General features: G+C 54.2%; 21 protein-coding genes. 9 read left to right on the forward strand and 12 right to left on the reverse strand.

The window, feature by feature from the left end; all coding sequences use genetic code 11:
- Position 1: 1 nt before the first annotated feature.
- Positions 2-1,051, reverse strand: a complete 1,050-nt coding sequence (glnL, locus tag VW41_00070) for a nitrogen regulation protein NR(II) (protein ID AJZ87550.1) — start codon at positions 1,049-1,051, stop codon at positions 2-4.
- A gap of 259 nt (positions 1,052-1,310) precedes the next feature.
- Complete coding sequence (gene glnA / locus VW41_00075) at positions 1,311-2,720, reverse strand: glutamine synthetase (protein AJZ87551.1); 1,410 nt, start codon at positions 2,718-2,720, stop codon at positions 1,311-1,313.
- 376 nt (positions 2,721-3,096) lie between these two features.
- Between glnA and VW41_00080 the strand changes: the two genes are divergently transcribed.
- The 5 genes from VW41_00080 to VW41_00100 all read left to right on the forward strand — a co-directional run bounded on the left by VW41_00080 (position 3,097) and on the right by VW41_00100 (position 7,947).
- Entirely contained in the window at positions 3,097-4,920 is a 1,824-nt protein-coding gene (locus VW41_00080) for a GTP-binding protein TypA (GenBank protein AJZ87552.1), read from the forward strand.
- 148 nt (positions 4,921-5,068) lie between these two features.
- Positions 5,069-5,665 (forward strand): alpha-D-glucose-1-phosphatase, encoded by a 597-nt coding sequence (locus VW41_00085; GenBank protein ID AJZ87553.1) that lies wholly within the window; start codon positions 5,069-5,071, stop codon positions 5,663-5,665.
- Positions 5,662-6,534: a hypothetical protein gene (locus tag VW41_00090; GenBank protein AJZ87554.1), complete on the forward strand. Its 873-nt coding sequence runs from the start codon at positions 5,662-5,664 to the stop codon at positions 6,532-6,534. Before VW41_00085 ends, VW41_00090 begins: the two co-directional genes overlap by 4 nt.
- Positions 6,531-6,968, forward strand: coding sequence for a D-tyrosyl-tRNA(Tyr) deacylase (locus VW41_00095; protein AJZ87555.1), 438 nt, complete (start codon positions 6,531-6,533; stop codon positions 6,966-6,968). The genes VW41_00090 and VW41_00095 overlap by 4 nt, the downstream gene beginning before the upstream one ends.
- A gap of 37 nt (positions 6,969-7,005) precedes the next feature.
- Positions 7,006-7,947, forward strand: a complete 942-nt coding sequence (locus VW41_00100; protein AJZ87556.1) for a hypothetical protein — start codon at positions 7,006-7,008, stop codon at positions 7,945-7,947.
- Between the two features lie 12 nt (positions 7,948-7,959).
- Here VW41_00100 and VW41_00105 read toward each other — a convergent pair whose 3' ends face one another.
- Together VW41_00105 and VW41_00110 are read right to left on the reverse strand one after the other, a co-directional pair.
- On the reverse strand, positions 7,960-9,642 hold the full coding sequence (locus VW41_00105; GenBank protein AJZ87557.1) for a hypothetical protein: 1,683 nt from the start codon (positions 9,640-9,642) through the stop codon (positions 7,960-7,962).
- A gap of 121 nt (positions 9,643-9,763) precedes the next feature.
- Positions 9,764-11,155, reverse strand: coding sequence for a xanthine permease XanP (locus tag VW41_00110; protein ID AJZ87558.1), 1,392 nt, complete (start codon positions 11,153-11,155; stop codon positions 9,764-9,766).
- A 228-nt stretch (positions 11,156-11,383) separates the two neighbouring features.
- Here VW41_00110 and VW41_00115 point away from each other — a divergent pair, with 228 nt between their 5' ends.
- The gene (locus VW41_00115) at positions 11,384-12,586 is read left to right on the forward strand and encodes a sodium:glutamate symporter (GenBank protein AJZ87559.1); all 1,203 of its coding nucleotides are present in this window, start codon (positions 11,384-11,386) and stop codon (positions 12,584-12,586) included.
- Here VW41_00115 and VW41_00120 read toward each other — a convergent pair.
- From VW41_00120 to VW41_00140, 5 genes are read right to left on the reverse strand one after another with little or no spacing between them, the layout of a single operon-like run.
- The gene (locus VW41_00120) at positions 12,583-14,664 is read right to left on the reverse strand and encodes an ATP-dependent DNA helicase RecG (protein ID AJZ87560.1); all 2,082 of its coding nucleotides are present in this window, start codon (positions 14,662-14,664) and stop codon (positions 12,583-12,585) included. The two genes, VW41_00115 and VW41_00120, sit on opposite strands and share 4 nt — an antisense overlap.
- 3 nt (positions 14,665-14,667) lie before the next feature.
- A complete protein-coding gene (locus VW41_00125; protein ID AJZ87561.1) occupies positions 14,668-15,357 on the reverse strand; it encodes a tRNA guanosine-2'-O-methyltransferase in 690 nt (229 codons plus the stop codon).
- A 4-nt stretch (positions 15,358-15,361) separates the two neighbouring features.
- Positions 15,362-17,482: a (p)ppGpp synthetase gene (locus VW41_00130; protein ID AJZ87562.1), complete on the reverse strand. Its 2,121-nt coding sequence runs from the start codon at positions 17,480-17,482 to the stop codon at positions 15,362-15,364.
- 18 nt (positions 17,483-17,500) lie between these two features.
- The gene (gene rpoZ / locus VW41_00135) at positions 17,501-17,776 is read right to left on the reverse strand and encodes a DNA-directed RNA polymerase subunit omega (protein ID AJZ87563.1); all 276 of its coding nucleotides are present in this window, start codon (positions 17,774-17,776) and stop codon (positions 17,501-17,503) included.
- 54 nt (positions 17,777-17,830) lie between these two features.
- Complete coding sequence (locus tag VW41_00140; GenBank protein AJZ87564.1) at positions 17,831-18,454, reverse strand: guanylate kinase; 624 nt, start codon at positions 18,452-18,454, stop codon at positions 17,831-17,833.
- Positions 18,455-18,710: 256 nt separating this feature from the next.
- On the opposite strand from VW41_00140, the gene ligB reads away from it, so the two are divergent.
- Positions 18,711-20,402, forward strand: coding sequence for an NAD-dependent DNA ligase LigB (gene ligB / locus VW41_00145; GenBank protein ID AJZ91803.1), 1,692 nt, complete (start codon positions 18,711-18,713; stop codon positions 20,400-20,402).
- On the opposite strand, the gene VW41_00150 is transcribed toward ligB, so the two are convergent.
- Together VW41_00150 and VW41_00155 are read right to left on the reverse strand one after the other, a co-directional pair.
- A complete protein-coding gene (locus tag VW41_00150; protein AJZ87565.1) occupies positions 20,396-21,013 on the reverse strand; it encodes a membrane protein in 618 nt (205 codons plus the stop codon). The genes ligB and VW41_00150 overlap by 7 nt on opposite strands.
- A gap of 324 nt (positions 21,014-21,337) precedes the next feature.
- Positions 21,338-22,201 (reverse strand): hypothetical protein, encoded by an 864-nt coding sequence (locus VW41_00155; GenBank protein AJZ87566.1) that lies wholly within the window; start codon positions 22,199-22,201, stop codon positions 21,338-21,340.
- Positions 22,202-22,326: 125 nt separating this feature from the next.
- On the opposite strand from VW41_00155, the gene rph reads away from it, so the two are divergent.
- Both rph and pyrE read left to right on the forward strand, forming a co-directional pair.
- Entirely contained in the window at positions 22,327-23,043 is a 717-nt protein-coding gene (rph, locus tag VW41_00160; protein AJZ87567.1) for a ribonuclease PH, read from the forward strand.
- Positions 23,044-23,108: 65 nt separating this feature from the next.
- Positions 23,109-23,750: an orotate phosphoribosyltransferase gene (gene pyrE / locus VW41_00165; GenBank protein AJZ87568.1), complete on the forward strand. Its 642-nt coding sequence runs from the start codon at positions 23,109-23,111 to the stop codon at positions 23,748-23,750.
- Between the two features lie 35 nt (positions 23,751-23,785).
- Here the strand turns inward: pyrE and slmA are convergent, their stop codons facing one another.
- Complete coding sequence (gene slmA / locus VW41_00170; GenBank protein AJZ87569.1) at positions 23,786-24,382, reverse strand: division inhibitor protein; 597 nt, start codon at positions 24,380-24,382, stop codon at positions 23,786-23,788.
- Positions 24,383-24,392 lie beyond the last annotated feature (10 nt).

The following is a 24,392-nucleotide window of genomic DNA, read 5'->3' on the forward strand; positions in this document are numbered from 1 at the left end:
TCTACTTCCGAATAGGCAGGTAAACCGAAAATTCGGTATGACCAGGCCAACTGTTGAATTCGATTTTCCCCGAATGCTGGTCGATAAGGCTACGCGCTATGGAAAGACCCAGCCCGGTGCCGCCTTCTCGCCCACTGACCATCGGGTAGAACAACGTGTCCTGCAAATGTGCCGGGATACCCGGGCCGTTATCTTCAACATCTATGCGTGCCGCAAGACGATAGCGAGAACCGTGCAGCGTCAGCTGGAAAGCGGTACGGGTGCGTAAGATAATTTCGCCCCCTTCACTACCCAGTGCCTGCAGCGCATTACGAACGATATTCAGTAAAACTTGCTCGATTTGATCAGGATCGTGCGCAAACTCAGGCAAACTTGGATCGTAATCCCGTACAAGGGTGACGTTATCCGGCAGCTCCATCGACACGAGCTTCACCACGCGCTCGGCAACCTTGTGAATACTTTCGGTGACGTGCATTCCCGGCTGCTGAGGCCCTAACAGGCGATCGACCAGATTACGTAAGCGGTCTGCCTGTTCAATAATGACTTTGGTGTACTCCGTCAGCGACGGGTCGGGGAGCGCTTTACTCAACAATTGCGCCGCGCCGCGCAAGCCGCCTAACGGGTTTTTAATCTCATGCGCAAGGCCGCGAACTAAATCTCGCGCGGCAATCTGCTGCGCATGTTGCAGCTGTTCCTGACTCAATCGACGCTGATTATCCATCGGCGCCATCTCCATCAGGATGTACCCTTCCGGCAGCTTTTGCGCCGTCAGGGAAAGAATGTGCGATCGGCCATCAATGACCAGCGTCACTTCGTTGTCGGTAAACCCCTGGCCTGCCATCAGGCTTTCCTGCATGACGCCAATATTCAACGAGAAATAACTCAACAGGTCCGGCAACGGTGTGCCGTATAGCTTGCGTGAACTCTGCGCCAGCAGCTGCTGTGCCGCAGGGTTGGCGTAATGAACCGCCAGCTCGTCATCCACGAGCAGGATGCTGTTGATGAGAGAATTCAGAATCTGCCCAGCATCGGGCAGCGCGCCAGTTGCCATACAGCAGTCTCCGTGCACCGTTTTAGTGCATTATAGTCTTTGAGTGACAAAAAACAGCGTCACAGGGGGATCCGATGGAGAAAAAAGCCCATCCGAAGATGGGCTAAAGTTTCCACGGCAACAAAAACTCCTAACGCCCTTCACGCCACCGCTACGTTGGCTGCCCTCATTCACCCTGGTCACATAGTTCTCTATGCTCCCAGGGATTCACTCAGTTGCCGTCTTGCTGCAACGCGAAATTCGTTGGATTTCTAAATTATTAGACGCTGTAGTACAGCTCGAACTCTACCGGATGCGGAGTCATGCGCACGCGGTCGTTTTCTTCAGTGCGCAGTGCGATGTAAGCATCGATAGCGTCGTCGGTGAATACGCCACCGGCAGTCAGGAACTCACGGTCTTCGCTCAGTGCATTCAGTGCTTCTTCCAGAGAGCCAGCAACCTGTGGGATCTCTTTCGCTTCTTCTGGCGGCAGGTCATACAGGTTTTTGTCCATGGCTTCGCCTGGGTGGATCTTGTTCTTAATACCGTCCAGACCGGCCATCAGCAGCGCTGCGAAGCACAGGTATGGGTTAGCCGCTGGATCCGGGAAGCGCACTTCGATACGACGTGCTTTCGGAGACGCAACAACCGGGATACGGATAGAAGCAGAACGGTTACGGGCAGAGTAAGCCAGCATAACTGGTGCTTCGTAGCCTGGGACCAGACGTTTGTAGGAGTTGGTGGTTGGGTTCGCCAGGGCGTTGATCGCTTTAGCGTGTTTGATAACACCACCGATGTAGTACAGCGCTTGCTCAGACAGGCCAGCATATTTGTCACCGGAGAACAGGTTTACGCCGTTCTTGGACAGGGACATGTGGCAGTGCATGCCGGAACCGTTATCGCCAAACATTGGTTTTGGCATAAAGGTCGCGGTTTTGCCGTAGGCGTGAGCAACGTTGTGCACAACGTATTTGTAGATCTGAATTTCGTCAGCTTTTTTGGTCATGGTGTTGAAGCGGGTAGCCACTTCGTTCTGACCAGCGGTAGCCACTTCGTGGTGGTGAGCTTCAACAACCAGGCCCATCTGCTCCATGGTCAGACACATAGCAGAACGCAGGTCCTGAGAAGAGTCGACCGGTGGCACCGGGAAGTAACCGCCTTTAACGGCTGGACGGTGACCTTTGTTACCGCCTTCGTATTTGGTGCCGGTGTTCCATGCGCCTTCGATATCATCGATAGCAACGTGGGAGCCGGAGATAGAGCTGCCGAAGCGAATGTCGTCGAACAGGAAGAATTCTGGCTCTGGCCCGAACAGAACGGTGTCCGCGATGCCGGTAGAACGCAGGTAGTCTTCAGCGCGTTTTGCAATAGAGCGCGGGTCACGATCGTAGCCCTGCATGGTGCCTGGCTCGAGAATGTCACAGCGGATAATCAGGGTAGAGTCCGCGAAGAACGGGTCAATAACCGCGGTCGTTGGGTCTGGCATCAGAACCATGTCGGATTCGTTGATACCTTTCCAGCCACCAATCGAGGAGCCGTCAAACATTTTGCCTTCTTCGAAGAAGTCAGCATTTACCTGATGAGCAGGGATAGTGACGTGCTGTTCTTTACCTTTAGTGTCGGTAAAGCGCAGATCAACAAACTTCACTTCATGCTCATTCAGCATCGTCAAAACGTGTTCAGCGGACATACTTAAACTCTCCCGGATTGGTGTAGTCGTCGTGGTAACGAGGTAATCAAACACTTCTTAATGTGGCTTTTCGCCATAAAATGTTTAAAGCGAAATCTGTGCCAACTTTTAAATCACCCTAAAAAGGCGCTATCATGCGCACCATAGTGCAAAAGGGCTGCACCAGGATGAATAATTTGCACCAATATAGTGCTTCAGATTAAAGCCTGAGCACCATATTGGTGCAATTTACGTTATGGCTCCCTTTTTAGCTCCGTGAAAGCGATCACAAACCCTTACTTTCTGCATTGTTTGTAAAGGTTCTTTGTGATCCTGTTCTGTCCTTCGATTAATACGTGTACAATAACGCGCTATTTCTAATGCCTGAGGCAAAGTTGTGATCGAAAATCTGCGTAATATCGCCATCATCGCGCACGTTGACCACGGTAAAACTACCCTGGTTGATAAGCTGCTGCAGCAGTCTGGTACCTTCAGTGAGCGTGCTGAAACTACTGAACGCGTGATGGACTCCAATGACCTGGAGAAAGAGCGTGGGATTACCATCCTCGCTAAAAACACCGCTATCAAATGGAATGACTACCGTATCAACATCGTTGATACCCCAGGACACGCCGACTTCGGTGGTGAAGTTGAGCGCGTAATGTCAATGGTTGACTCCGTTCTGCTGGTGGTTGACGCAATGGATGGCCCAATGCCGCAGACGCGCTTCGTAACCAAGAAGGCGTTTGCCCATGGTTTGAAGCCGATCGTGGTTATCAACAAAGTTGACCGCCCTGGCGCGCGTCCTGACTGGGTTGTGGATCAGGTCTTCGACCTGTTCGTTAACCTTGATGCGACCGACGAACAGCTCGACTTCCCAATCATCTATGCATCCGCATTGAACGGTATCGCGGGTATGGATCACACTGATATGGCGGAAGACATGACCCCGCTGTACCAGGCTATCGTTGATCGTGTACCGGCACCGAGCGTTGACCTTGACGGTCCACTGCAGATGCAAATTTCCCAGCTGGACTACAACAACTACGTTGGCGTTATCGGCATCGGCCGTATCAAACGCGGTAAAGTGAAGCCAAACCAGCAGATCACTATCATTGATAGCGAAGGGAAAACCCGTAACGGTAAAGTCGGTAAAGTACTGACCCACCTGGGTCTGGAGCGTATCGAGTCTACCGAAGCTGAAGCCGGCGACATCATCGCTATCACCGGCCTGGGCGAGCTGAACATCTCCGACACCATTTGCGACACGCAAAATGTTGAAGCGCTGCCTGCGCTGTCCGTAGATGAGCCAACCGTTTCCATGTTCTTCAACGTCAACACTTCTCCGTTCTGCGGTAAAGAAGGTAAGTTCGTGACCTCTCGTCAGATTCTTGATCGTCTGAACAAAGAGCTGGTACACAACGTTGCGCTGCGCGTTGAAGAAACCGAAGATGCGGACGCATTCCGCGTTTCCGGTCGTGGTGAACTGCACCTGTCCGTACTGATCGAAAACATGCGTCGTGAAGGTTTCGAACTGGCGGTATCCCGTCCGAAAGTTATCTTCCGTGAAATCGATGGTCGTAAACAAGAGCCGTTCGAAAACGTGACTCTGGACGTTGAAGAGCAGCATCAGGGTTCCGTGATGCAGGCGCTCGGTGAGCGTAAAGGCGACCTGAAAAACATGAATCCGGACGGCAAAGGCCGCGTGCGTCTTGACTACGTTATCCCAAGCCGTGGTTTGATCGGCTTCCGTAACGAATTCATGACCATGACCTCCGGTACCGGTCTGCTGTACTCCACCTTCAGCCACTATGACGATATTCGTCAGGGCGAAGTTGGCCAGCGCCAGAACGGCGTACTGATCTCAAACGGTCAGGGCAAAGCGGTTGCGTTTGCGCTGTTCGGTCTGCAGGATCGCGGCAAGCTGTTCCTGGGCCACGGGGCTGAAGTTTACGAAGGCCAGATCATCGGTATTCACAGTCGTTCTAACGACCTGACCGTAAACTGCCTGACCGGTAAGAAGCTGACCAACATGCGTGCTTCCGGTACTGACGAAGCGACCACCTTGGTTCCTGCGCAGAAAATGACCCTGGAGCAAGCTCTGGAGTTCATCGATGACGACGAACTGGTAGAAGTGACCCCGCTGTCCGTGCGTATCCGTAAGCGCCACCTGACTGAAAACGACCGTAAACGTGCGGGTCGTGGTAGCAAAGAAGCTTAAGTTTCTTTTCTGCAGTCTGCTGAAGCCCTGCCTGTAAAGGCGGGGCTTTTTTATTTGTGCCTCAAAATGCGCAACCTCGCCTTCCTCTGATAGTCAAAGTCAGCCTTTCCCGCTACAGTTATTTCTCCATGTCGGAAAGGAGGTGCGCATGCTGTATATCTTTGATTTAGGTAACGTCATCGTTGATATCGACTTTAATCGCGTGCTGGGTGTCTGGAGCGATTACAGCCGGGTACCGTTAGCCAACCTGCAGAAAAGTTTCGCGATGGGAGAAACCTTCCATCAGCATGAACGCGGGCAAATATCAGATGAAGTGTTTGCCGAACGCTTATGCCACGAAATGGACGTTGCGCTGAGCTACGAGCAGTTTGCCGCGGGCTGGCAGGCGATTTTCATTGGCCTGCGCAAAGAGACGATTGGCGTCATGCAGAAGCTTCGCGGGCAGGGGCATCGCGTGGTGGTCCTTTCCAATACCAACCGGCTGCACACCGGTTTCTGGCCTGATGAATATCCTGAAGTGGCGCAGTCGGCAGATAAAATCTACCTCTCCCAGGAAATGGGGATGCGCAAGCCGGACGCGGAAATCTACCTTAAGGTGCTGCAGGAAGAGGGATTCCCTGCCGATCAGGCCGTGTTCTTCGATGATAATGCCGACAACATTCACGGCGCCCGGGCGGTAGGTATCACGAGTATTCAGGTGATCGACAAGCAAACTATTCCCGACTGGTTTGCTAAACAGGGATGATCAAAAGCGTGCCCCGTAAAACTGCGTATCGCCTCAGGCCGCTCTGGGCCTGGGGTAAACTGCTGTGGCAGCGCATCGATCAGGACAACATGACGACCCTGGCCGGCAACCTTGCCTATGTGTCATTGCTGTCTCTGGTGCCGCTGGTGGCCGTTGTCTTTGCGCTGTTTGCCGCCTTCCCGATGTTTGCTGATATCAGCGTCCAGCTGCGCCATTTTATCTTTGCCAATTTTATGCCCGCAACCGGGGATGTCATTCAGCGCTACATCGAACAGTTTGTCGCGAACTCCAATAGAATGACGGCCGTGGGGGCCATTGGGCTTATCGTAACCTCGCTGTTGCTGATGTATGCGGTGGACAGCGCGCTGAATACTATCTGGCGCAGTAAACGCGTGCGGCCAAAAGTTTACTCCTTTGCCATTTACTGGATGATCCTGACGCTTGGCCCGCTGTTAGCCGGGGCCAGTCTGGCCATAAGCTCTTACCTTCTTTCTCTACGCTGGGCCTCAGAACTTAACAGCGTGCTTGATGAAGTACTGCGCATTTTTCCTCTGCTGCTTTCCTGGCTTGCGTTTTGGCTGCTTTACAGTCTGGTCCCGACGACCAGCGTACGGGCAAAGGACGCCATGATAGGCTCGTTGGTTGCCGCGTTGCTGTTTGAGCTGGGTAAGAAGGGCTTTGCCCTCTACATCACCATGTTCCCCTCTTATCAGTTGATTTACGGCGTGCTGGCGGTTATCCCCATATTATTTGTCTGGGTCTACTGGACCTGGTGTATTGTGTTGCTGGGGGCGGAAATCACCGCCTCGCTGGGCGACTACCGTAAATTGCGACAGGCTGCAGAGCAGGAAGAACTGGAAGAACAATGATTGCATTAATTCAGCGCGTAACCCGTGCCAGCGTCACCGTGGAGGGTGAGGTGACGGGTGAAATTGGTCCCGGACTTTTGGTGTTGCTGGGTGTCGAAAAAGAAGATAACGAACAGAAAGCTAATCGCCTGTGCGAGCGTGTATTAGGGTATCGAATTTTCAGTGACGGGCAGGGAAAAATGAACCTGAACGTCCAGCAGGCGGGCGGAAGCCTGCTGGTGGTGTCTCAGTTTACTCTGGCTGCTGACACGGAACGCGGCATGCGTCCCAGCTTCTCCGGTGGTGCAGCGCCACAGCAGGCAGAAGCCCTGTATGAATACTTTGTCGAGCGCTGCAAACAACAAGGCATCGACGCCCCAACCGGGCGATTCGCCGCCGATATGCAGGTTTCGCTAATTAATGACGGGCCGGTGACGTTCTGGCTGCAGGTGTAACCCTCGCCATCCGGCTCGCGCAACGAGAGAGCAATGTATGTACCACCTTCGTGTGCCACAAACAGAAGAAGAACTAGACCGTTATTACCAGTTCCGCTGGGAAATGTTGCGCAAACCGCTGCACCAGCCAAAAGGTTCCGAGCGCGATGCCTGGGATGCAATGGCGCATCACCAGATGGTGGTAGATGAAGAGGGCAATACCGTTGCCGTGGGCCGCCTTTATATCAATGCCGATAACGAAGCCGCGATTCGCTTTATGGCGGTGCATCCGTCGGTCCAGGATAAAGGCTTAGGGACGCTGGTGGCGATGGCCCTGGAGTCCGTGGCGCGTCAGGAAGGCGTTAAGCGCGTGACCTGTAGCGCACGAGAAGATGCCGTCCCGTTTTTTGCCAAACTTGGGTTTGTGAACCAGGGGGAAATTACCACCCCGCAAACCACGCCGGTACGGCATTTCCTGATGATCAAGCCCGTCGCCACCCTTGACGATATTCTTCACCGGGGCGATTGGTGCGGGCAGCTCCAGCAGGCCTGGTACGAACATATTCCGCTTAGCGAGAAAATGGGCGTGCGTATTCAGCAGTATACCGGGCAGAAATTTATCACCACGATGCCGGAAACGGGTAATCAAAACCCGCACCACACGCTCTTCGCGGGGAGTTTGTTCTCTCTGGCCACGTTAACCGGCTGGGGGCTTATCTGGCTGATGCTGCGTGAACGTCACCTGGGCGGGACGATTATTCTGGCCGATGCCCATATCCGCTACAGCAAACCGATCACCGGCAAACCGGGGGCAACGGCTGACCTGGGATCGCTGAGTGGCGATCTGGACAGGCTGGCCCGGGGCCGCAAAGCCCGCGTGGCGCTTGAAGTGGAGCTTTACGGCAATGAAACGCTCGGCGCGGTGTTTGAAGGCGTCTATCTTGTGCTGCCCGCTAAGCCGTTCGGCCCTCTGGAAGAGGGCGGAAACGAAGAGGAGTAGATCAGGGGCAGGCTACGCGCCGGGAACATCTCCGTTGCGCATAGTCTGCTGAATCTGTTGTCCGCTGGCGCTGGTGGCCTGCAGGGTGCCGTTTACGGTGGGCTTCAGCGCTGTGCCTGCGCTCATCTGGCCGGTCGCCGAAAGCTGCAGGTTTCCGTCCCCTTCGAGCGGCAGAGAAGGCCAGCCCCAGGCGTGTAACACATTCACCGGCACACTCTGGCCTTTCAGGCTAACGCTCACCGCTCGTTGAGGCGTCTGGCTTACGTTTGCTGTGGCTTCCAGTAAGCCTTTACCCGCGAAGGCACTTAGCTCGGTTATCGCGACCTGGCTCTGGTTCGCCGTGAGCGACAGCGACGGTCGGCGGACGTCAACGCGATTAAAGGTGGCCGCCGCGGCATTAAATGATGCATTGCCGGACCAAATTCCCCATTGATGATCCCGTGCCAGCTGGATATTCGTTGCGGAGCCATCCAGCCCGGTGAGCTGGAATGGCCACGCCGGATCAATATCGATAATCAGATTACGGTTTGCCGAAAATTTTTTCACCGTGACGCTGTGCAGCCAGTCAGGGAGCGCCTCCGTCCACAGGACTTTCCAGTTGGATGGAAGCGTGTACTCCAGCCCGCCTACGACCACTTCATCCATCACCGCTTGATTGCCGTCGCGCAGCCATTGCCCGGAAGCGCGAACCAGGCCGCCCTCCCAGCGCGAACTAAATTGCCGGAGCGTGGCGCCGGACGGAGCAAAATCGACGTTCACGATAGGATCCTGCAAATGCAGCGAGCCGTTAATGAATTCGCTGGCGTTCATCGACAGCTGGCCGTCATCGCTTTGCCATCCCCCGTTGGCCAGCGTCAGATTCCGCAGGCTAAGGGCCAGGTCGCTTACCGCCCACTCTTTCCCTTCCAGCCGCGCATCGGTTATTTCAAGGCGATCGATGGTTAACGAGGGAACCGCCGTTACTGGCGCAAGGAAGTCAGTGAGTGATTTTGCGGTTTGCAGGCGAATGTCATTGAGACGCAGGCTGCCAACCTGCCACGAGCCGTCGGCATTGCGGTGGGCATTGCCCGTCAGGGAGCCGCGGGCAACATCCGCCCCGATAGTCGTCAGCGTGACCTGTTCATTATCCAGCGAGCCTTGCAGCAGGACATTGCTGGCGTTAACACCGTTGAGGGTCAGAGAACCTGCGCTGAAAGCGATAGTGGCTTTGTTACCGAGCACTTTGCCGGCCTGAGGCTGCCAGGGGGCAACGCCACCTTCAACGCGCTGCGCGCTGAGATCCCACTCGCTGCCAGGGCTGTTAATAGCCATATCCTGCAATTGCAGTTTATCTGCTTCCAGCGGGAGCGGTACCGCGCTTGCACTGAGATTTAACGTCCCTTGCTGGAGCAAAATGGTGTCAACGTAGAGTGGCTGTGTGAACTGCCGGGTACTCAGGCCGATATCTACGTTCTTCGCGACCAGCGTTGCCGGCTGGCCTGTGCGGCCAAAAGTGACGTTATGGAACATCAGGTGGGTGGGCGAAGACCAGTCATGTTCCATCTCATTGAAAGAGAGGTGGTAGTTCGTTTTTTCATTCACCCAACTGCTGATTTGGCCCGCGCCCCAGCGGGTTTGCAGCAGGATGTAAAAGGCAGCCAGCGCCAGTATGACAAGGCCCAGCAGAATAAGAACCAGCTTTCCGAGGAATTTCATTGCCTTCCACCCCTTTCAGTTTCGCTAAGGGTGTTATGCCCGATTTATGGCTGTAGCTCAAGGAGGGGATTGTCAAAGGAGATTTCGCGCCGGCAAATTTACCGCCGGCGCGTAGGGGGGATTACTCTTTTTCCGGTGGGAAAATCAGGTTCAGCACGATGGCCGTGATCCCGCCGGCAGCAATGCCCGAAGAGAGCAGCGTTTTCAGCCAGTCAGGGGCGAACTGAAGGATCAGCGGCTGCTGGGACACACCAAGACCGACGGCGAGCGACAGGGCGATAATCATAATCGCCCGGCGGTTCAGCGGCTCGCGGGAGACAATACGTACCCCGGAAGCGGCAATGGTGCCGAACATAACAATCGTCGCGCCGCCGAGCACTGGCTCAGGGATATGCTGTACAAAACCGCTGACCGCCGGGAACAGGCCAAGCACGATCAGCATCAGAGCGACAACAAAGCCTACATAGCGGCTGGCAACGCCGGTCAATTGAATAACCCCGTTGTTCTGGCCAAAGCAGGAGTTCGGGAAAGTATTGAACACGGCAGAAACGCAGGAGTTCAGGCCGTTAGCCAGCACGCCGCCTTTCAGACGCTTCATGTACAGCGGCCCGGAAACAGGCTGTTCGGAGACGTCGGAGGTTGCTGTGATATCGCCGATGGTTTCCAGCGAGGTCACCATAAAGACCAGCATCAGCGGGATAAGCAGGCTCCAGTCGATGCCAAGGCCGTAATACAACGGCGTAGGGACCATGATGAGATCGGTGTTAGTCGCCTGGGTCGTGGCTGGCAGCATATCCAGCGCCCAGGCCAGCAGGTAGCCCACGGCCATCGCGATGACCAGCGACGCGACGCGCAGGTACGGATTACGCTGGCGGTTCAACAAGATGATAACCAGCAGGACTGCGCCGGCCAGCAGCAGATTTTTCGGTGCGCCAAACGTGTGATCGGCCATTGCACCATAGCCACCGCCGATAGAAGTGAGCCCAACCTGAATCAGGGACAGGCCGATTATCATCACCACCACGCCGGAAACCAGAGGGGTAATAATACGGCGAGCGAGATGTAGCACGCGTGAAATCAGCATTTCCGTGCAGCTGGCAAGCATCAGCGTGCCAAAGAGTGCCGCCATCATAGTCGGTACGTCAGCGCCGCCATTTTTCAGTGCCATCCCGCCCATAATCAGCGGTGAGACAAAGTTAAAGCTGGTGCCCTGAATCGACAGCAGGCCTGAACCTACCGGACCCCAGGCTTTGATTTGAATAATCGAAGCCACGCCAGAGGCAAACAAAGACATGCTGATAATGTGCTGAGTGTCTGATGCCGGTAACCCCAACGCCTGGCAAATTAACAATGCCGGGGTAATCACCGCCACAAACATCGCCAGCAGGTGTTGGCAGGCGGCAAAAAGGGTTTGTGGAAGCGGCGGGCGGTCTTCAAGGCGATAAATTAGTTCGCTCGGGCGAGTCTGCGCAACCGGTTGCGCACTTTCTGACTCTACGGCATTTACGGACATCAGAGACGATCTCATGGCTGGAAAAGCGCTGATTTTAACGGACTGAACGGTAAAAGCAAACGATTGCCAGCCTAAGATGATAAGAGCGAAATGTCATAAATTGAGTATTAGTTATAACGAAGGCGCATTTTTTGGTTAAAATATGCCGGCTGATTTCATCCATGAAGGAAATAGCAGCGAAGGATAAATAAGCGCGAGTGACGGATGCGCAATAAAAGGAGCTCTGCAATGTTTCATCTTGATACCCTTTCTACCCTGGTGGCCGCCACGTTAGTGCTGCTTCTGGGGCGTAAAATGGTCCATTCGGTCCCTTTCCTCAAAAAATACACCATTCCTGAACCCGTAGCCGGCGGGCTGCTGGTTGCGATAGCCCTGCTTGTTCTGAAAAAAAGCATGGGCTGGGAAATTGAGTTTGATATGAGCCTCAAAGATCCTTTGATGCTCGCTTTCTTCGCAACTATAGGCCTGAATGCGAATATCGCCAGTTTGCGCAAGGGCGGGAAAGTGGTGGGGATTTTCCTGTTTATCGTCGTTGGGCTGCTGGTCATGCAGAACGCCATCGGCATCGGTATGGCCAGTATGTTGGGGCTTGATCCGCTGATGGGGCTGCTGGCAGGTTCGATAACGTTGTCCGGTGGGCACGGTACGGGTGCCGCCTGGGGCAAACTCTTCACTGAACGCTACGGCTTCCAGAATGCGACTGAAGTCGCTATGGCCTGTGCGACCTTTGGCCTGGTGCTGGGCGGTTTAATTGGCGGCCCGGTAGCTCGCTATCTGGTGAAGCACTCTTCTACACCAAATGGTGCCCCCGAAGATAATGAAATCCCCGGGGCGTTTGAAAAACCAGATGTCGGGCGAGTCATTACCTCTTTGGTGATGATTGAAACCATCGCCCTGATTGCTATCTGCCTGACGGTGGGCCGTGTTGTAGCCGGATTATTGCAGGGGACACTGTTTGAGCTGCCGACGTTTGTCTGTGTGCTGTTTATCGGCGTTCTTCTCAGTAATTTGTTGGCGGCCGTGGGATTCTATCGTGTCTTTGAGCGGGCGGTTTCCGTGCTCGGCAACGTAAGCCTGTCGCTGTTCCTGGCGATGGCGCTGATGAGCCTGAAACTCTGGGAACTGGCCTCTCTGGCGCTGCCGATGCTGGCTATTCTGGCGGTACAAACGCTGTTTATGGCGCTGTACGCGATTTTTGTCACCTGGCGTTTGATGGGCAAAAACTACGATGCAGCGGTGCTGGCCGCCGGTCACTGTGGTTTTGGTATGGGCGCCACACCGACGGCGATCGCTAATATGCAGGCGATTACCGAGCGTTTTGGTCCGTCGCATATGGCGTTTCTGGTGGTACCGATGGTGGGGGCGTTCTTTATCGACATCGTGAATGCGGTGGTGATCAAGCTGTTCCTGATGCTGCCGCTGTTTGCCTAAGCGTTAGAGTAACGTTCGGTTTCCGGCATCCAGCGTTCAATCAGCGCCTTCGCCTGTTCAGGGTAGCGTTCGTGAATATGGCGCGCAAGGCGCTGAACCTGCGGGATCATCCCCTGGTCTCGCAGCAGATCGGCCACTTTGAATTCTGCGTTACCCGTCTGACGAGTCCCAAGCAGCTCTCCAGGCCCGCGGATCTCAAGGTCTTTTTGCGCAATAACAAAGCCATCATTGCTGTCTCTCAGAACCTGCAGGCGAAGCTGCGCTGTTTTGGATAGCGGAGATTTGTACAGCAGAACGCAATGAGAGGCCACTGCGCCACGGCCTACGCGGCCACGCAGCTGGTGGAGTTGCGCCAGCCCTAAGCGCTCAGGGTTTTCGATGATCATCAGGCTGGCGTTAGGCACATCCACGCCGACTTCAATCACCGTGGTTGCCACCAGAAGATGCAGTTCGCCCTGCTTAAAGGCCTGCATCACTGCCTGTTTTTCCTGGGGCTTCATTCGCCCATGCACCAGGCCAACGTTAAGCTCCGGCAGCGCGGCTTTAAGTTCTGCCCAGGTCACTTCTGCGGCCTGAGCTTCCAGCAGTTCAGACTCTTCAATCAGCGTACAAACCCAGTACGCCTGGCGCTTTTCGTCGCGGCAGGCGTTACGTACACGTTCGATTATCTCGCTGCGTCGGGTATCCGCTATCGCCACGGTGGTAACCGGTGTTCGTCCCGGCGGCAGTTCATCGATGACGGAGGTGTCGAGGTCGGCATAGGCGGTCATCGCCAGGGTGCGCGGAATAGGAGTCGCGGTCATGATCAGCTGATGAGGGTGGAAGCCCTGAATCTGACCTTTTTCCCACAGCGCCAGGCGTTGGTGCACGCCAAAACGGTGCTGCTCATCAATGATAACCAGCGCCAGCCCGGCAAACTGAACCTGCTCCTGGAAAATGGCGTGAGTGCCGACCACCATCGAGACCTGGCCGCTGGCAATTGCTTCCTGTTGCGCAATTCTGGCTTTCCCTTTTTGCTTCCCGGCCAGCCAGCCTACCTCGATACCTAACGGTGCAAACCACTGACGGAAGTTATTCGCGTGTTGTTCCGCCAGCAACTCAGTCGGCGCCATCAGGCCAACCTGCTTGCCGTGTGCGATGGCGCGAAGGGCTGCTAGTGCGGCAACCAGCGTTTTACCGGAGCCTACGTCACCCTGCACCAGACGCATCATGGGCACGTCCAGCGCCATATCGCGCTCTATTTCTGCGACTACCCGTTCCTGAGCCCCGGTTGGCTTAAAAGGTAGGGCAGCAAGCAGCTGGTTTTTTAGCTCGTCATGGTTGACCAGCGGCAGCGCATGGTAGCGCTGTGCCCCGGCTCGCAGCGCCAGCATACTCAGATTATGGGCAAGCAGCTCTTCAAGGATTAGCCTCTGCTGAGCCGGATGTTTGCCGGTTTCGAGATCGGCAAGTTTCATGTCCGGCGGCGGTCTGTGCAAGGTGCGCAATGCTTCCGGCAGGCTCATCATGCCCTGGCTCAGTTCTGCGGGAAGAAGCTCTGTAATCGCGCAGGTGTCCAGCAACTCAAGCGCCTGATCGGTCAACTTACGCAAGGTGGCCTGGCGGATGCCTTCGGTGGTCGGGTAAACCGGCGTGAGTGTTTCCTGCAGATCAGGGGTGCTGAGATCGCCCTGAATGCGGTATTCAGGGTGGAACATCTCAGCGCCGTATTTACCACGTTTGGCTTCACCGTAGGCGAGCACGCGCTTGCCTACGGAAAGGCTGTTCTTCATTGCGGCGTTGAAATTGAAGAAACGCATCGTGAGAATGCCGGTGCCGTCGCTAATCTGGCAGGTCATCATCCGGCGGCCGCCGAAGGTGATATTGCTGTTCAGCACTTCGCCTTCCACCGTGGCGTACAGGCCAGGCTGGAGGTCGTTAATAGGATAAAGATGGGTACGGTCTTCGTAGCGTAGCGGCAGGTGCAGCAGCAGATCCTGGATTGTGTGCAGGCCTATTTTGGCCAGCTTACCGCTCTGGCTGGCGCCCACTCCGGCAAGCGTGCTTAACGGTATGGCGTCCAGCAGGCGGCCTTTCATGGCTTATTTCGCCGACTGCATCGTTGCCCACCATGCGGCATCAGCTTCTATCTCACCCTGCTGATTGACATGTGGGTACGGTAAGCCTTTACGGCGGGAAACGTTCGCCAGCACCGGATAGCCGCCTTCAAACAGCAACCTCTGCTGCTCAGATTCCGGTAACGTACTGTTTTCACGCTGATACATGCCTGCGTTTTGGCGCTGGCGCTGGGCTTCGTACAGAATCAGCGCGGAGGCGACGGACACGTTCAGGGACTGCACCATACCGATCATAGGAATGATAATGTCCTGGTCCGCAAGCGCGAGCGCCTCTTCGGTAATGCCGGTTTTTTCCTGACCCATCAGAATACAGGTGGGGCGTGTGTAATCTATTTCACGGAAATCGACGGCTTTATCGGAAAGATGAGTGGCCAGAATTTGCATGCCGCTGCTTTTTAGCAGACTGACGGCTTCGCCGATAGTTTTGTGCGTTTTGACTTGAACCCAGGAATTACTGCCTGCGGCGGAAGACGCCATAGTGCGCATCCGGCTTCCCGGCCAAACGGCGTGCACTTCATGCACGCCTACGGCATCGGCGGTACGGATGATGGCGGAGACGTTATGGGGCTTATGCACCTGCTCCATACACACGGTCAGGTCCGGCTGGCGTCTGGCGAGCATCTCGCAAATACGCGCATAACGTTGAGGATTCATAACTCTAGTTTCTGTTGCGGGTCACTTTAATCACATCCGGCATCACGCGGATTTTACGCATGATGTTAGCCAGATGGACACGATCCCGGGCGGTCAGGCGAATGAAGGCGCTGTATACGCGGCCATCTTTCTCTTCGGTATTCAGGCTCTGAATGTTAGAGGCTGCGGTATTGATTGCCGCGGTCAGGTTGGCCAGCGCACCCTGGTGGTTAAACATGTCCACCTTGATCTCGGTGATAAACTCCTGCTCGGTCTCTTTATCCCACTCCACGGCCATGAATTTTTCAGGCTCTTTCTGGTAGCCACGAATATTTCGGCAAGACTCATGATGGATAACCAACCCTTTACCTGGGCTGACGTGAGCGACGATAGGATCTCCCGGAATCGGGCGGCAGCACTTGGCGAAGGTAATCAGAACGCCGTCCGCACCTTTGATTGGCAAGTTGCTGTTATTTGCTGCAGGTGCCGTGCCTGGCTGAGCGGCAACCGGTGATTCCCCTTGCAGATTTTTTGCCACGACGACGCTCATTGCGTTCCCGAGGCCAATCTCGGCCAGCAGGTCGTCAAGCGATGCAAGCTTCATGCGATCCAGTTCACGCTGGAGATTTTCGGCCGGAATTTCAGCCAGTTTACGGCTGCCACCGAGCGCATGGTTGAGCAGGCGACGCCCTAAGCTAACGGAATCATCACGCTTCAGGTTTTTCAGCATCTGGCGAATTTTGGCGCGCGCTTTGGAGCTGACGACAAAATTAAGCCATGCGGCGTTTGGACGCGCGCCCGGTGCGGTGATGATTTCGATAGTCTGCCCGCTGGTCAACGACTGTGAAAGCGGATAAGGCTGGCGATCGACGCGTGCGCCTACGCAGGCGTGGCCGATATCGGTATGTACCGCGTAGGCGAAGTCCACCGGCGTTGCGCCTGCGGGCAGCTCTACAATACGGCCTTCCGGGGTGAAAACGTAAATCTCATCCGGGAATAGATCGGATTTTACGCTCTCGATAAATTCAAACGAACTACCAGCGCTTTGCTGCAACTCCAGCAGGCTTTGCATCCAGCGCTGAGCACGGATTTGTGCAGTCGTGCTGCTTTCGCCCTGCTCCTTATAAGCCCAGTGAGCAGCAACCCCCATTTCCGCCATCTGATCCATGTCTTCGGTACGGATTTGCACTTCAACCGGGACGCCGTGCGGCCCAATCATTGAGGTGTGCAGAGACTGATAGCCGTTCGCTTTCGGAATAGCGATGTAGTCTTTTACCCGACCAGGACGAGGTTTGTAGAGGCTGTGCATCTGCCCGAGGACGCGATAACAAGTGTCCATATCATGGACGATGACGCGAAACGCGTAGATATCCATGATCGAATGGAAACGCTGTTCTTTGAGCGTCATCTTGCAGTAAATGGAGTAAAGGTGCTTTTCGCGACCGCTCACGCGGCAGGCAATGCCGGCTTCCTGAAGACGCCCGTCGATTTCAGAGAGGATTTTTTGAATCATCTCTTTGCGGTTACCTCGCGCCGCTTTTACCACTTCTTTAATGACGCGGTAGCGGTTCGGGTAAAGCGCTTCAAAGCCAAGCTCTTCCAGTTCGGTTTTCAGATGATGAATACCGAGGCGGTGAGCGAGTGGGCTATAAATTTCGAGGGTTTCACGGGCAATACGGCGACGTTTGTCCGGGCGCAATGACCCAAGCGTGCGCATATTGTGCGTGCGGTCAGCAAGCTTGATCAAAATGACGCGGATATCCTGCACCATCGCCATGATCATTTTGCGGAAGTTTTCGGCCTGAGCCTCTTTCTTATCGCGGAACTTCAGTTTGTCTAGCTTAGAAACCCCTTCCACCAGCTCGGCAACGCTTTTGCCAAACAGTTGTTCCATATCCTGGTAGGTGGCCGGGGTGTCTTCAATCACGTCATGCAGAAGCGCTGCCATTAGCGTTTCATGGTCGAGTTTCATCTCGGCCAGGATACAGGCAACGGCGACGGGATGGGTGATATAGGGTTCACCGCTTGAACGTGTTTGTCCCTCGTGAGCATCACGTGCGACAAGGTATGCCTGCCGGAGGCGCTTAATTTGCTCCTCTGGCAGATAGTTTTGAATCAGCTGATTCAGGCTTTCAAACAGATACAAGGGCTACCCGCAGGCTAATTAACGACGACCTTCAGCAATAGCAGTAACGGCCTGCAGTTCTGCGGCTTCCTGCTCTTGCTGTTCCTGGCGCTCACGAACATCGAGAATCTGGTTGGTGATCAACCCTTCTTCGATTTCACGCAGTGCGATAACGGTCGTTTTATCGTTTTCTTCCGGTACCAGCGGATCTTTACCGCCTACCTGCATCTGACGAGCGCGACGCGCGGCCACAAGTACCAGGTCAAAACGGTTACCAATTTTCTCTACAGCGTCCTGAACGGTTACGCGTGCCATAATTAAAATGCTCCACAGGTGAAGAAATGACTGGGCATGATACTGAAACTGGTGTCAGTCTGCCAATAGTTTGCTGATTAAAGCGTCATGTCGCATCTTTTGGCGACCCATTCGTAGACGCTCGGCACGAATGATTATCTTTAAATCAGACAGGGCAGTATCGAAGTCATCATTAACGATAAGGTAATCATACTCCGCATAGTGACTCATTTCCGCAACGGCTTGCGCCATGCGTTTTGCAATCACCTCTTCGCTGTCCTGGCCGCGACCACGCAGGCGGCGGTCCAGCTCGTCTTTTGACGGCGGCAGAATAAAGATACTGCGGGATTGAGGCATTTTCTGACGAATCTGCTCTGCACCCTGCCAGTCGATATCCAAAAATACATCCACGCCGGTTGCCAGTACATTTTCGATCGCCTGGCGCGACGTACCGTAGTAGTTACCAAACACTTCCGCATGCTCAAGGAAAGCGTCTTCAGCAATCATCTGCTTGAATTCGTCTTTACTGACGAAGAAGTAATGTTCCCCGTGATTTTCACCTGGGCGCACACCACGGGTGGTATGAGAGATGGAAACCTGGGTGTCATACAGCGGTTGTGTCTTTAACAAAGCCTGGATGAGGCTGGATTTACCCGCGCCACTAGGAGCGGAAACAATATAAAGCGTGCCTTGAGCCATGAGTTCTAACTTAATCGGTATGCATAAAAGGAAGAGCGTCTACCGGCATATTATACACACCGCTGCCTCAGTACGTAGGTTTTGTCATTATCTGACACGTTTTTTCTCGTGTTTTACGTGATGTTTTCCGCTTTTTTGTCACTCTCAATGCAACGAGGTTGGTTTTTAGGGACGCATCTCGTATGCGGGATCTTTCATGCTCGTGATTAATGCCAGGCCCGGTTATACCTCCCCTGAGAAAAACAATGGGGGCTGCATGAAAGGGACAGTATTAGCATTTATCGTTGTTTTGCTTAGCGCCACGTCCGCTGCTTCGGCATCGTGTCCGGCATGGCCTGATGTCAGAACGCAGAAGGAGATAGAAAGGCTTGCACATCAGCTAGCTCTTTGGGATGACGCCTATTACCAGCAGGGAAAGAGTCTGGTGAGCGATGCCGTTTACGATGATTTAAAGGAGACGCTGTCCACCTGGCGGCGCTGCATTAAACAGAGAGAAGAGGCTGAATCTGCAAGGATGGGAGCGGCAGGAAACTCAACTCACCCCGTTGCGCACACCGGGCTAAAAAAGTTACCGGATAAACGAGCCGTCGAGTTATGGGCAGCAGGCCGTCGGAGTTTATGGGTACAGCCCAAAATTGACGGGGTGGCAATCACGTTGGTCTACCAGCATGGCCGGCTGGTGAAAATGCTAAGCCGTGGTAACGGCATTAACGGAGAGGACTGGACGCACAAAGCTGCCGGTATTAATGCCATACCACTTCATCTGGCCGGGCCTCTTGCGAACAGCGTATTGCAAGGCGAGCTTTTCCTGAAACGAGATGGTCATATTCAAAGCCAGGTCGGGGGAGTGAATGCGAGATCTAAAGTTGCCGGAGAAATGCTTCGTACCGGGGCGGTCAGTGCTCCAAACGCGCTGGGCATTTTTATCTGGGCATGGCCTGATGGCCCCGAAAGCCTTGTTGAAAAAGGAAGAGCATTACGTGACGCTGGTTTTTCATTAACTTCTGAATGGTCGAAACCAGTAATAAATATTGATGAGATTGCTCGCTTACGCGAGAGCTGGTTTCGCCAGCCGCTTCCCTTTGTCACGGATGGCATCGTGATCCGTCAGGCTCGTGAACCTGAGGCTAAATTCTGGCAGCCGGGCCAGGGGGAATGGGCGGTAGCATGGAAATACCCTCCTGCAGAGCAAATCGCTGTGGTTCGTAACGTTGATTTTGCCGTTGGGCGAACGGGTAAGGTGTCTGTCGTGCTTGAACTGGAAGCGGTCCAGCTCGACGATAAACGCGTTCGGCGTGTGAATATCGGTTCGCTAAAACGCTGGCAGGAATGGGATGTTGTGGCCGGCGATAAAGTGAGAATTAGCCTGGCCGGGCAGGGAATACCTCGCATGGACGAGGTTGTCTGGCGTGTCAGTCAGCGAGACAAGTCCGTACCCGAAATGATGGCGTTTACGCCAGTGACTTGCCTCTATGCATCATCCGAATGCGCAGAACAATTTATCGCCCGCCTCACAGGGATGAGTCAAAAGCCAGTTTTGGATTTGGCTGGCGTTAGTCAAAGCACCTGGCGGCATTTGCACATGACGACACGCTTCCAGCACATTTTTTCATGGCTGGATCTGAACAGAATGACGCTGTCTGATTTACCGGGAGTCTCGGTGAAAAAAGCCGAGTTGTTATGGCATCAGTTTTCTTTATCCCGAAAGCAGCCGTTTATTCGTTGGGTATTGGCGTTAGGGATGCCCCTGCCGCGAAGCGCACACGAAACTCTTAAGGACAAAAGCTGGCAGCAGCTTGGGGGCTGGGATGAATCCCGATGGCAAATTTTACCCGGGGTGGGGGCTAAGCGAGCAAGGCAGTTAGTCGATTTTATGAGGCATCCACAGGTGGTTGCCCTGGCCATTTTACTTGGCCAGCACAACATTCCGGGGTTTGAGCGTCAGTGATCGGCGTGCTTGTAATGAAATACAGGCAGCCCAAGCCGCAGGCGCAAGGCCAGTAGCCGAGCTGTGAATCCGAATAGTAAGGTGGCAATCACCACGACGTCATGGCTGCTGACGTAGTGCTGCAGCGCGATATAAAGCACGGCCGAGGCAAAGGCGATACCGGCGTACAGTTCTTTCTGGAATACCAGAGGAATACGTTTGCAGAACATATCCCTCAGCACGCCCCCAAAGACGCCGGTGACAACGGCGGCAATGGTCGCAATAACGGGGCCTTCGCCCATATCCAGAGCAACCTGCGCACCGATGATAGAAAAGACAACGAGCCCCAGCGCATCCAAAACCAAAAAGAGTTTGCGCAGGTGTGGCATTACCGGAGCCATGATGGTTGTAAGTACTGCCGCTACGGCAACAATCACAACGTACTCAGGATGTTTCACCCAGCCTAGGGGATAGTGGCCCAGCAGAATATCGCGGACTGAACCGCCGCCCAGCGCTGTGGCAGTGGCGATAATAATGACGCCAAATGTATCCATGCGGCGACGCCCGGCGGCCAGTGCTCCGGTCATGGCTTCCGCCGTGATACCAATCAGATAAAGGATGTGTAGCAGCATGTTTGTCCCCTCAGAATACCGGCAGAGGGTAACGTTTTGTGCACCACGTCACGATTGAGATTTTCTAAGTCGAATGAAAAAGGATTAGTTTTACTTATTCAAAATATAAGTTTTGTTCTTTATTTATAGGGTTTGATTGATTCTTTTTGGTAGTAATGGATGAGTAAAATTATTCAAAGTGGCGCTGTGGGGGAGCTTGACTGTTCTTCGAGAGCGGTAGCTTTTCAGCTTGAAAAGGTGGATCTCATCACTGCGGAGCAACTGTTGGCGTATAGCTGGTACGGCTCAAAAGAAAAAGCCTGCTGAGCGCAGGCTTATATCTCGCTATTCGATGTTCTGAATCTGCTCGCGCATCTGCTCGATCAGCACTTTCAGCTCGATAGCTGAATTGGTCACGTCGGCATTGATAGACTTAGAGGCCAGCGTATTCGACTCGCGGTTAAACTCCTGCATCATAAAGTCGAGGCGGCGGCCCACGGCTTCTTTCTTTTTCAGGATGTTGTAAGTCTCTTTGACGTGGGCTTCCAGGCGGTCCAGCTCTTCCGCTACGTCAATGCGCTGTGCCATCAGCACCAATTCTTGTTCAAGGCGGTTGTTCTCAAGCTGAACTTCGGCTTCTTCCAGCTTGTTAACCAGGCGCTCGCGCTGCCATTTCACAACTTCTGGCATTTGAGCGCGGACTTTAACCACCTCGGTGCTAACGCCTTCCAGACGTTGTTCAATCAGCGCTTTCAGCGCCTGACCTTCGGTTTCGCGGGCAACAATAAAATCATCCAGCGCGCCATCGAGAGCGGAAAGAATTTCAGCGGTAATGGCATCAAGATCTTGCTCCTGAGCTGCCATCACGCCTGGCCAGCGAAGAATATCAACCGGGTTGATTTCACCTTCATCGCTTTGCATTTTGACCCAGTTAGCGGCTTCAACCAGTTGCTTAGCCAGTTTTTCGTTAAGGATCAGCGACCCTTGCGCTCGAGCATCAGGTTCAAAGCGCAGGTTGCACTCAATTTTGCCGCGTGTGAGGCGGTTGCGAATGCGCTCACGAGCTACGGGTTCAAGACTACGGAACTGTTCCGGCATGCGGATATACGTTTCGAGATAGCGCTGGTTTACCGAGCGTAATTCCCAGGAGGCAGAGCCCCATTCACCTTTTACTTCACGCCGGGCGTAGGCGGTCATACTGCGGATCATAGTACGTACCCGTTTTCAGCTAATGTATGGGGGGATTATAGCCATCAGGGGTCTTGCAGGATAGGAATAAGCGCCTGAAGTCCGTATAATGCGCAGCCACATTCGTTTTAGCCGGAGAGAAGCCCATGCGTCCATCAGGTCGTAGCGCCGAACAAGTGCGCCCAGTTACCCTGACCCGTCATTACACTAAACACGCTGAAGGCTCCGTGCTTGTCGAGTTCGGTGATACCAAAGTGCTGTGCACTGCGACCCTTGAAGAAGGCGTACCTCGCTTTCTGAAAGGCCAGGGCCAGGGATGGATCACCGCTGAATACGGCATGCTGCCGCGTGCAACCCATAGCCGCAATGCCCGTGAAGCGGCAAAAGGCAAACAAGGGGGCCGTACTCTCGAGATTCAACGTCTTATCGCCCGCTCATTACGCGCGGCGGTGGATTTAAAAGCATTAGGTGAATTTACCATCACCCTGGACTGCGACGTTCTGCAGGCCGATGGCGGTACCCGTACGGCTTCTATCACCGGTGCCTGCGTAGCGCTGGCCGATGCGTTAAACGGTCTGGTCGCTTCTGGTAAACTGAAAACTAACCCAATGAAAGGGATGGTGGCGGCGGTTTCCGTTGGTATCGTCAACGGTGAAGCTCTCTGCGACCTGGAATATGTCGAAGACTCGGCAGCCGAAACCGATATGAATGTTGTCATGATGGAAGACGGGCGCATGATTGAGGTGCAGGGCACCGCGGAAGGCGAGCCGTTCTCCCACGAAGAGCTACTGGCGCTGCTGGCGCTGGCTCGAGGGGGAATTGATTCCATCATCGCGTCGCAGAAGGCGGCGTTAGAAAATTAATTTTTTAAAAGCGACTGAGAAGTCGCTTTTTTTATGTCCGTGTCACAATGCTAAGGAGCAAATCCATGAAACCGTATCAGCGCCAGTTTATTGAGTTTGCGCTTAACAAACAGGTACTCAAGTTTGGCGAGTTCACGCTGAAATCCGGGCGTACCAGCCCCTATTTCTTCAACGCCGGGCTGTTTAATACCGGGCGCGATCTGGCGTTATTAGGGCGTTTCTATGCTGCCGCGCTGATGGATGCCGGTATCGATTTTGACCTGCTCTTTGGCCCGGCCTATAAAGGCATTCCTATCGCGACAACGACTGCGGTGGCGCTGGCTGAGCACCATGAGCGCGATGTGCCTTACTGCTTTAACCGCAAAGAGGCAAAAGATCATGGCGAAGGCGGTAATCTGGTGGGCAGTGCGCTTCAGGGCCGCGTTATGCTGGTGGACGACGTGATAACCGCCGGGACCGCTATTCGTGAGTCAATGGAGATTATTGCCGCGAACGGTGCGAGCCTGGCAGGGGTTCTTATTTCTCTCGACCGGCAGGAGCGTGGCCGTGCGGATATCTCCGCCATTCAGGAAGTTGAGCGCGATTATCAGTGCAAAGTCATCTCGATCATCACGCTTAAAGACCTGATTTCTTATCTGGAAGAAAAGCCAGAAATGGCCGACAAGCTGGCGGCGGTGCGTCAATATCGCGAAGAGTTTGGCGTATAAATCCGGCAGTAAAAAGGGCCTGCCGGCCCTTTTTACTAGTAAAGCTGAGCGGCAATCAGCGGCCAGCGGGTATCAAAATCATCCGTGGGCAGATAGCGGAAATCACTTCTCACAAATCGAGACAGCATTCCTTCACAGAAAGCCAGCAGCTGGCTCGCCAACAGGGCCTCATCGGTGCTAAACCCTTCGCCTTCGCGCATTTTCTTTTCACGCATAACCTGGCGCAGTTGAACCTCAATGCGTTCAAAAAGCTGGTTGATACGATCCTGCAGACGGTCCTGTTCAAACATCAGCGCGTGACCGGTGAGAATGCGCGTCAGGCCCGGATTCCGTTCACCAAAACCCAATACCAAAAGCACGATCAACCGCAGGCGAGCCAGGGTGTCTTTTTCATCTTTCAGAATCAGGTTGATACGAGTTATCAGGCTATCTTCGATAAACTCAATCAGGCTATCGAACATTTTCATTTTGCTGGGAAAATGCCGATAAAGTGCGGCTTCCGACACGCCTACGGTTGCTGCCAGTTTAGCGGTCGTAATGCGTTGGCTGCCGTCGCTGGATTCGAGCATTTGGGCCAGAGACTGAAGTATTTCCTCGCGACGATTCCTTTTCGCGGTCTGTTTTTCTGCCATGTTCTAAAAT

This window comes from Klebsiella michiganensis, from assembly GCA_000963575.1.
Taxonomy (GTDB): Bacteria; Pseudomonadota; Gammaproteobacteria; order Enterobacterales; family Enterobacteriaceae; genus Cedecea; species Cedecea michiganensis_A.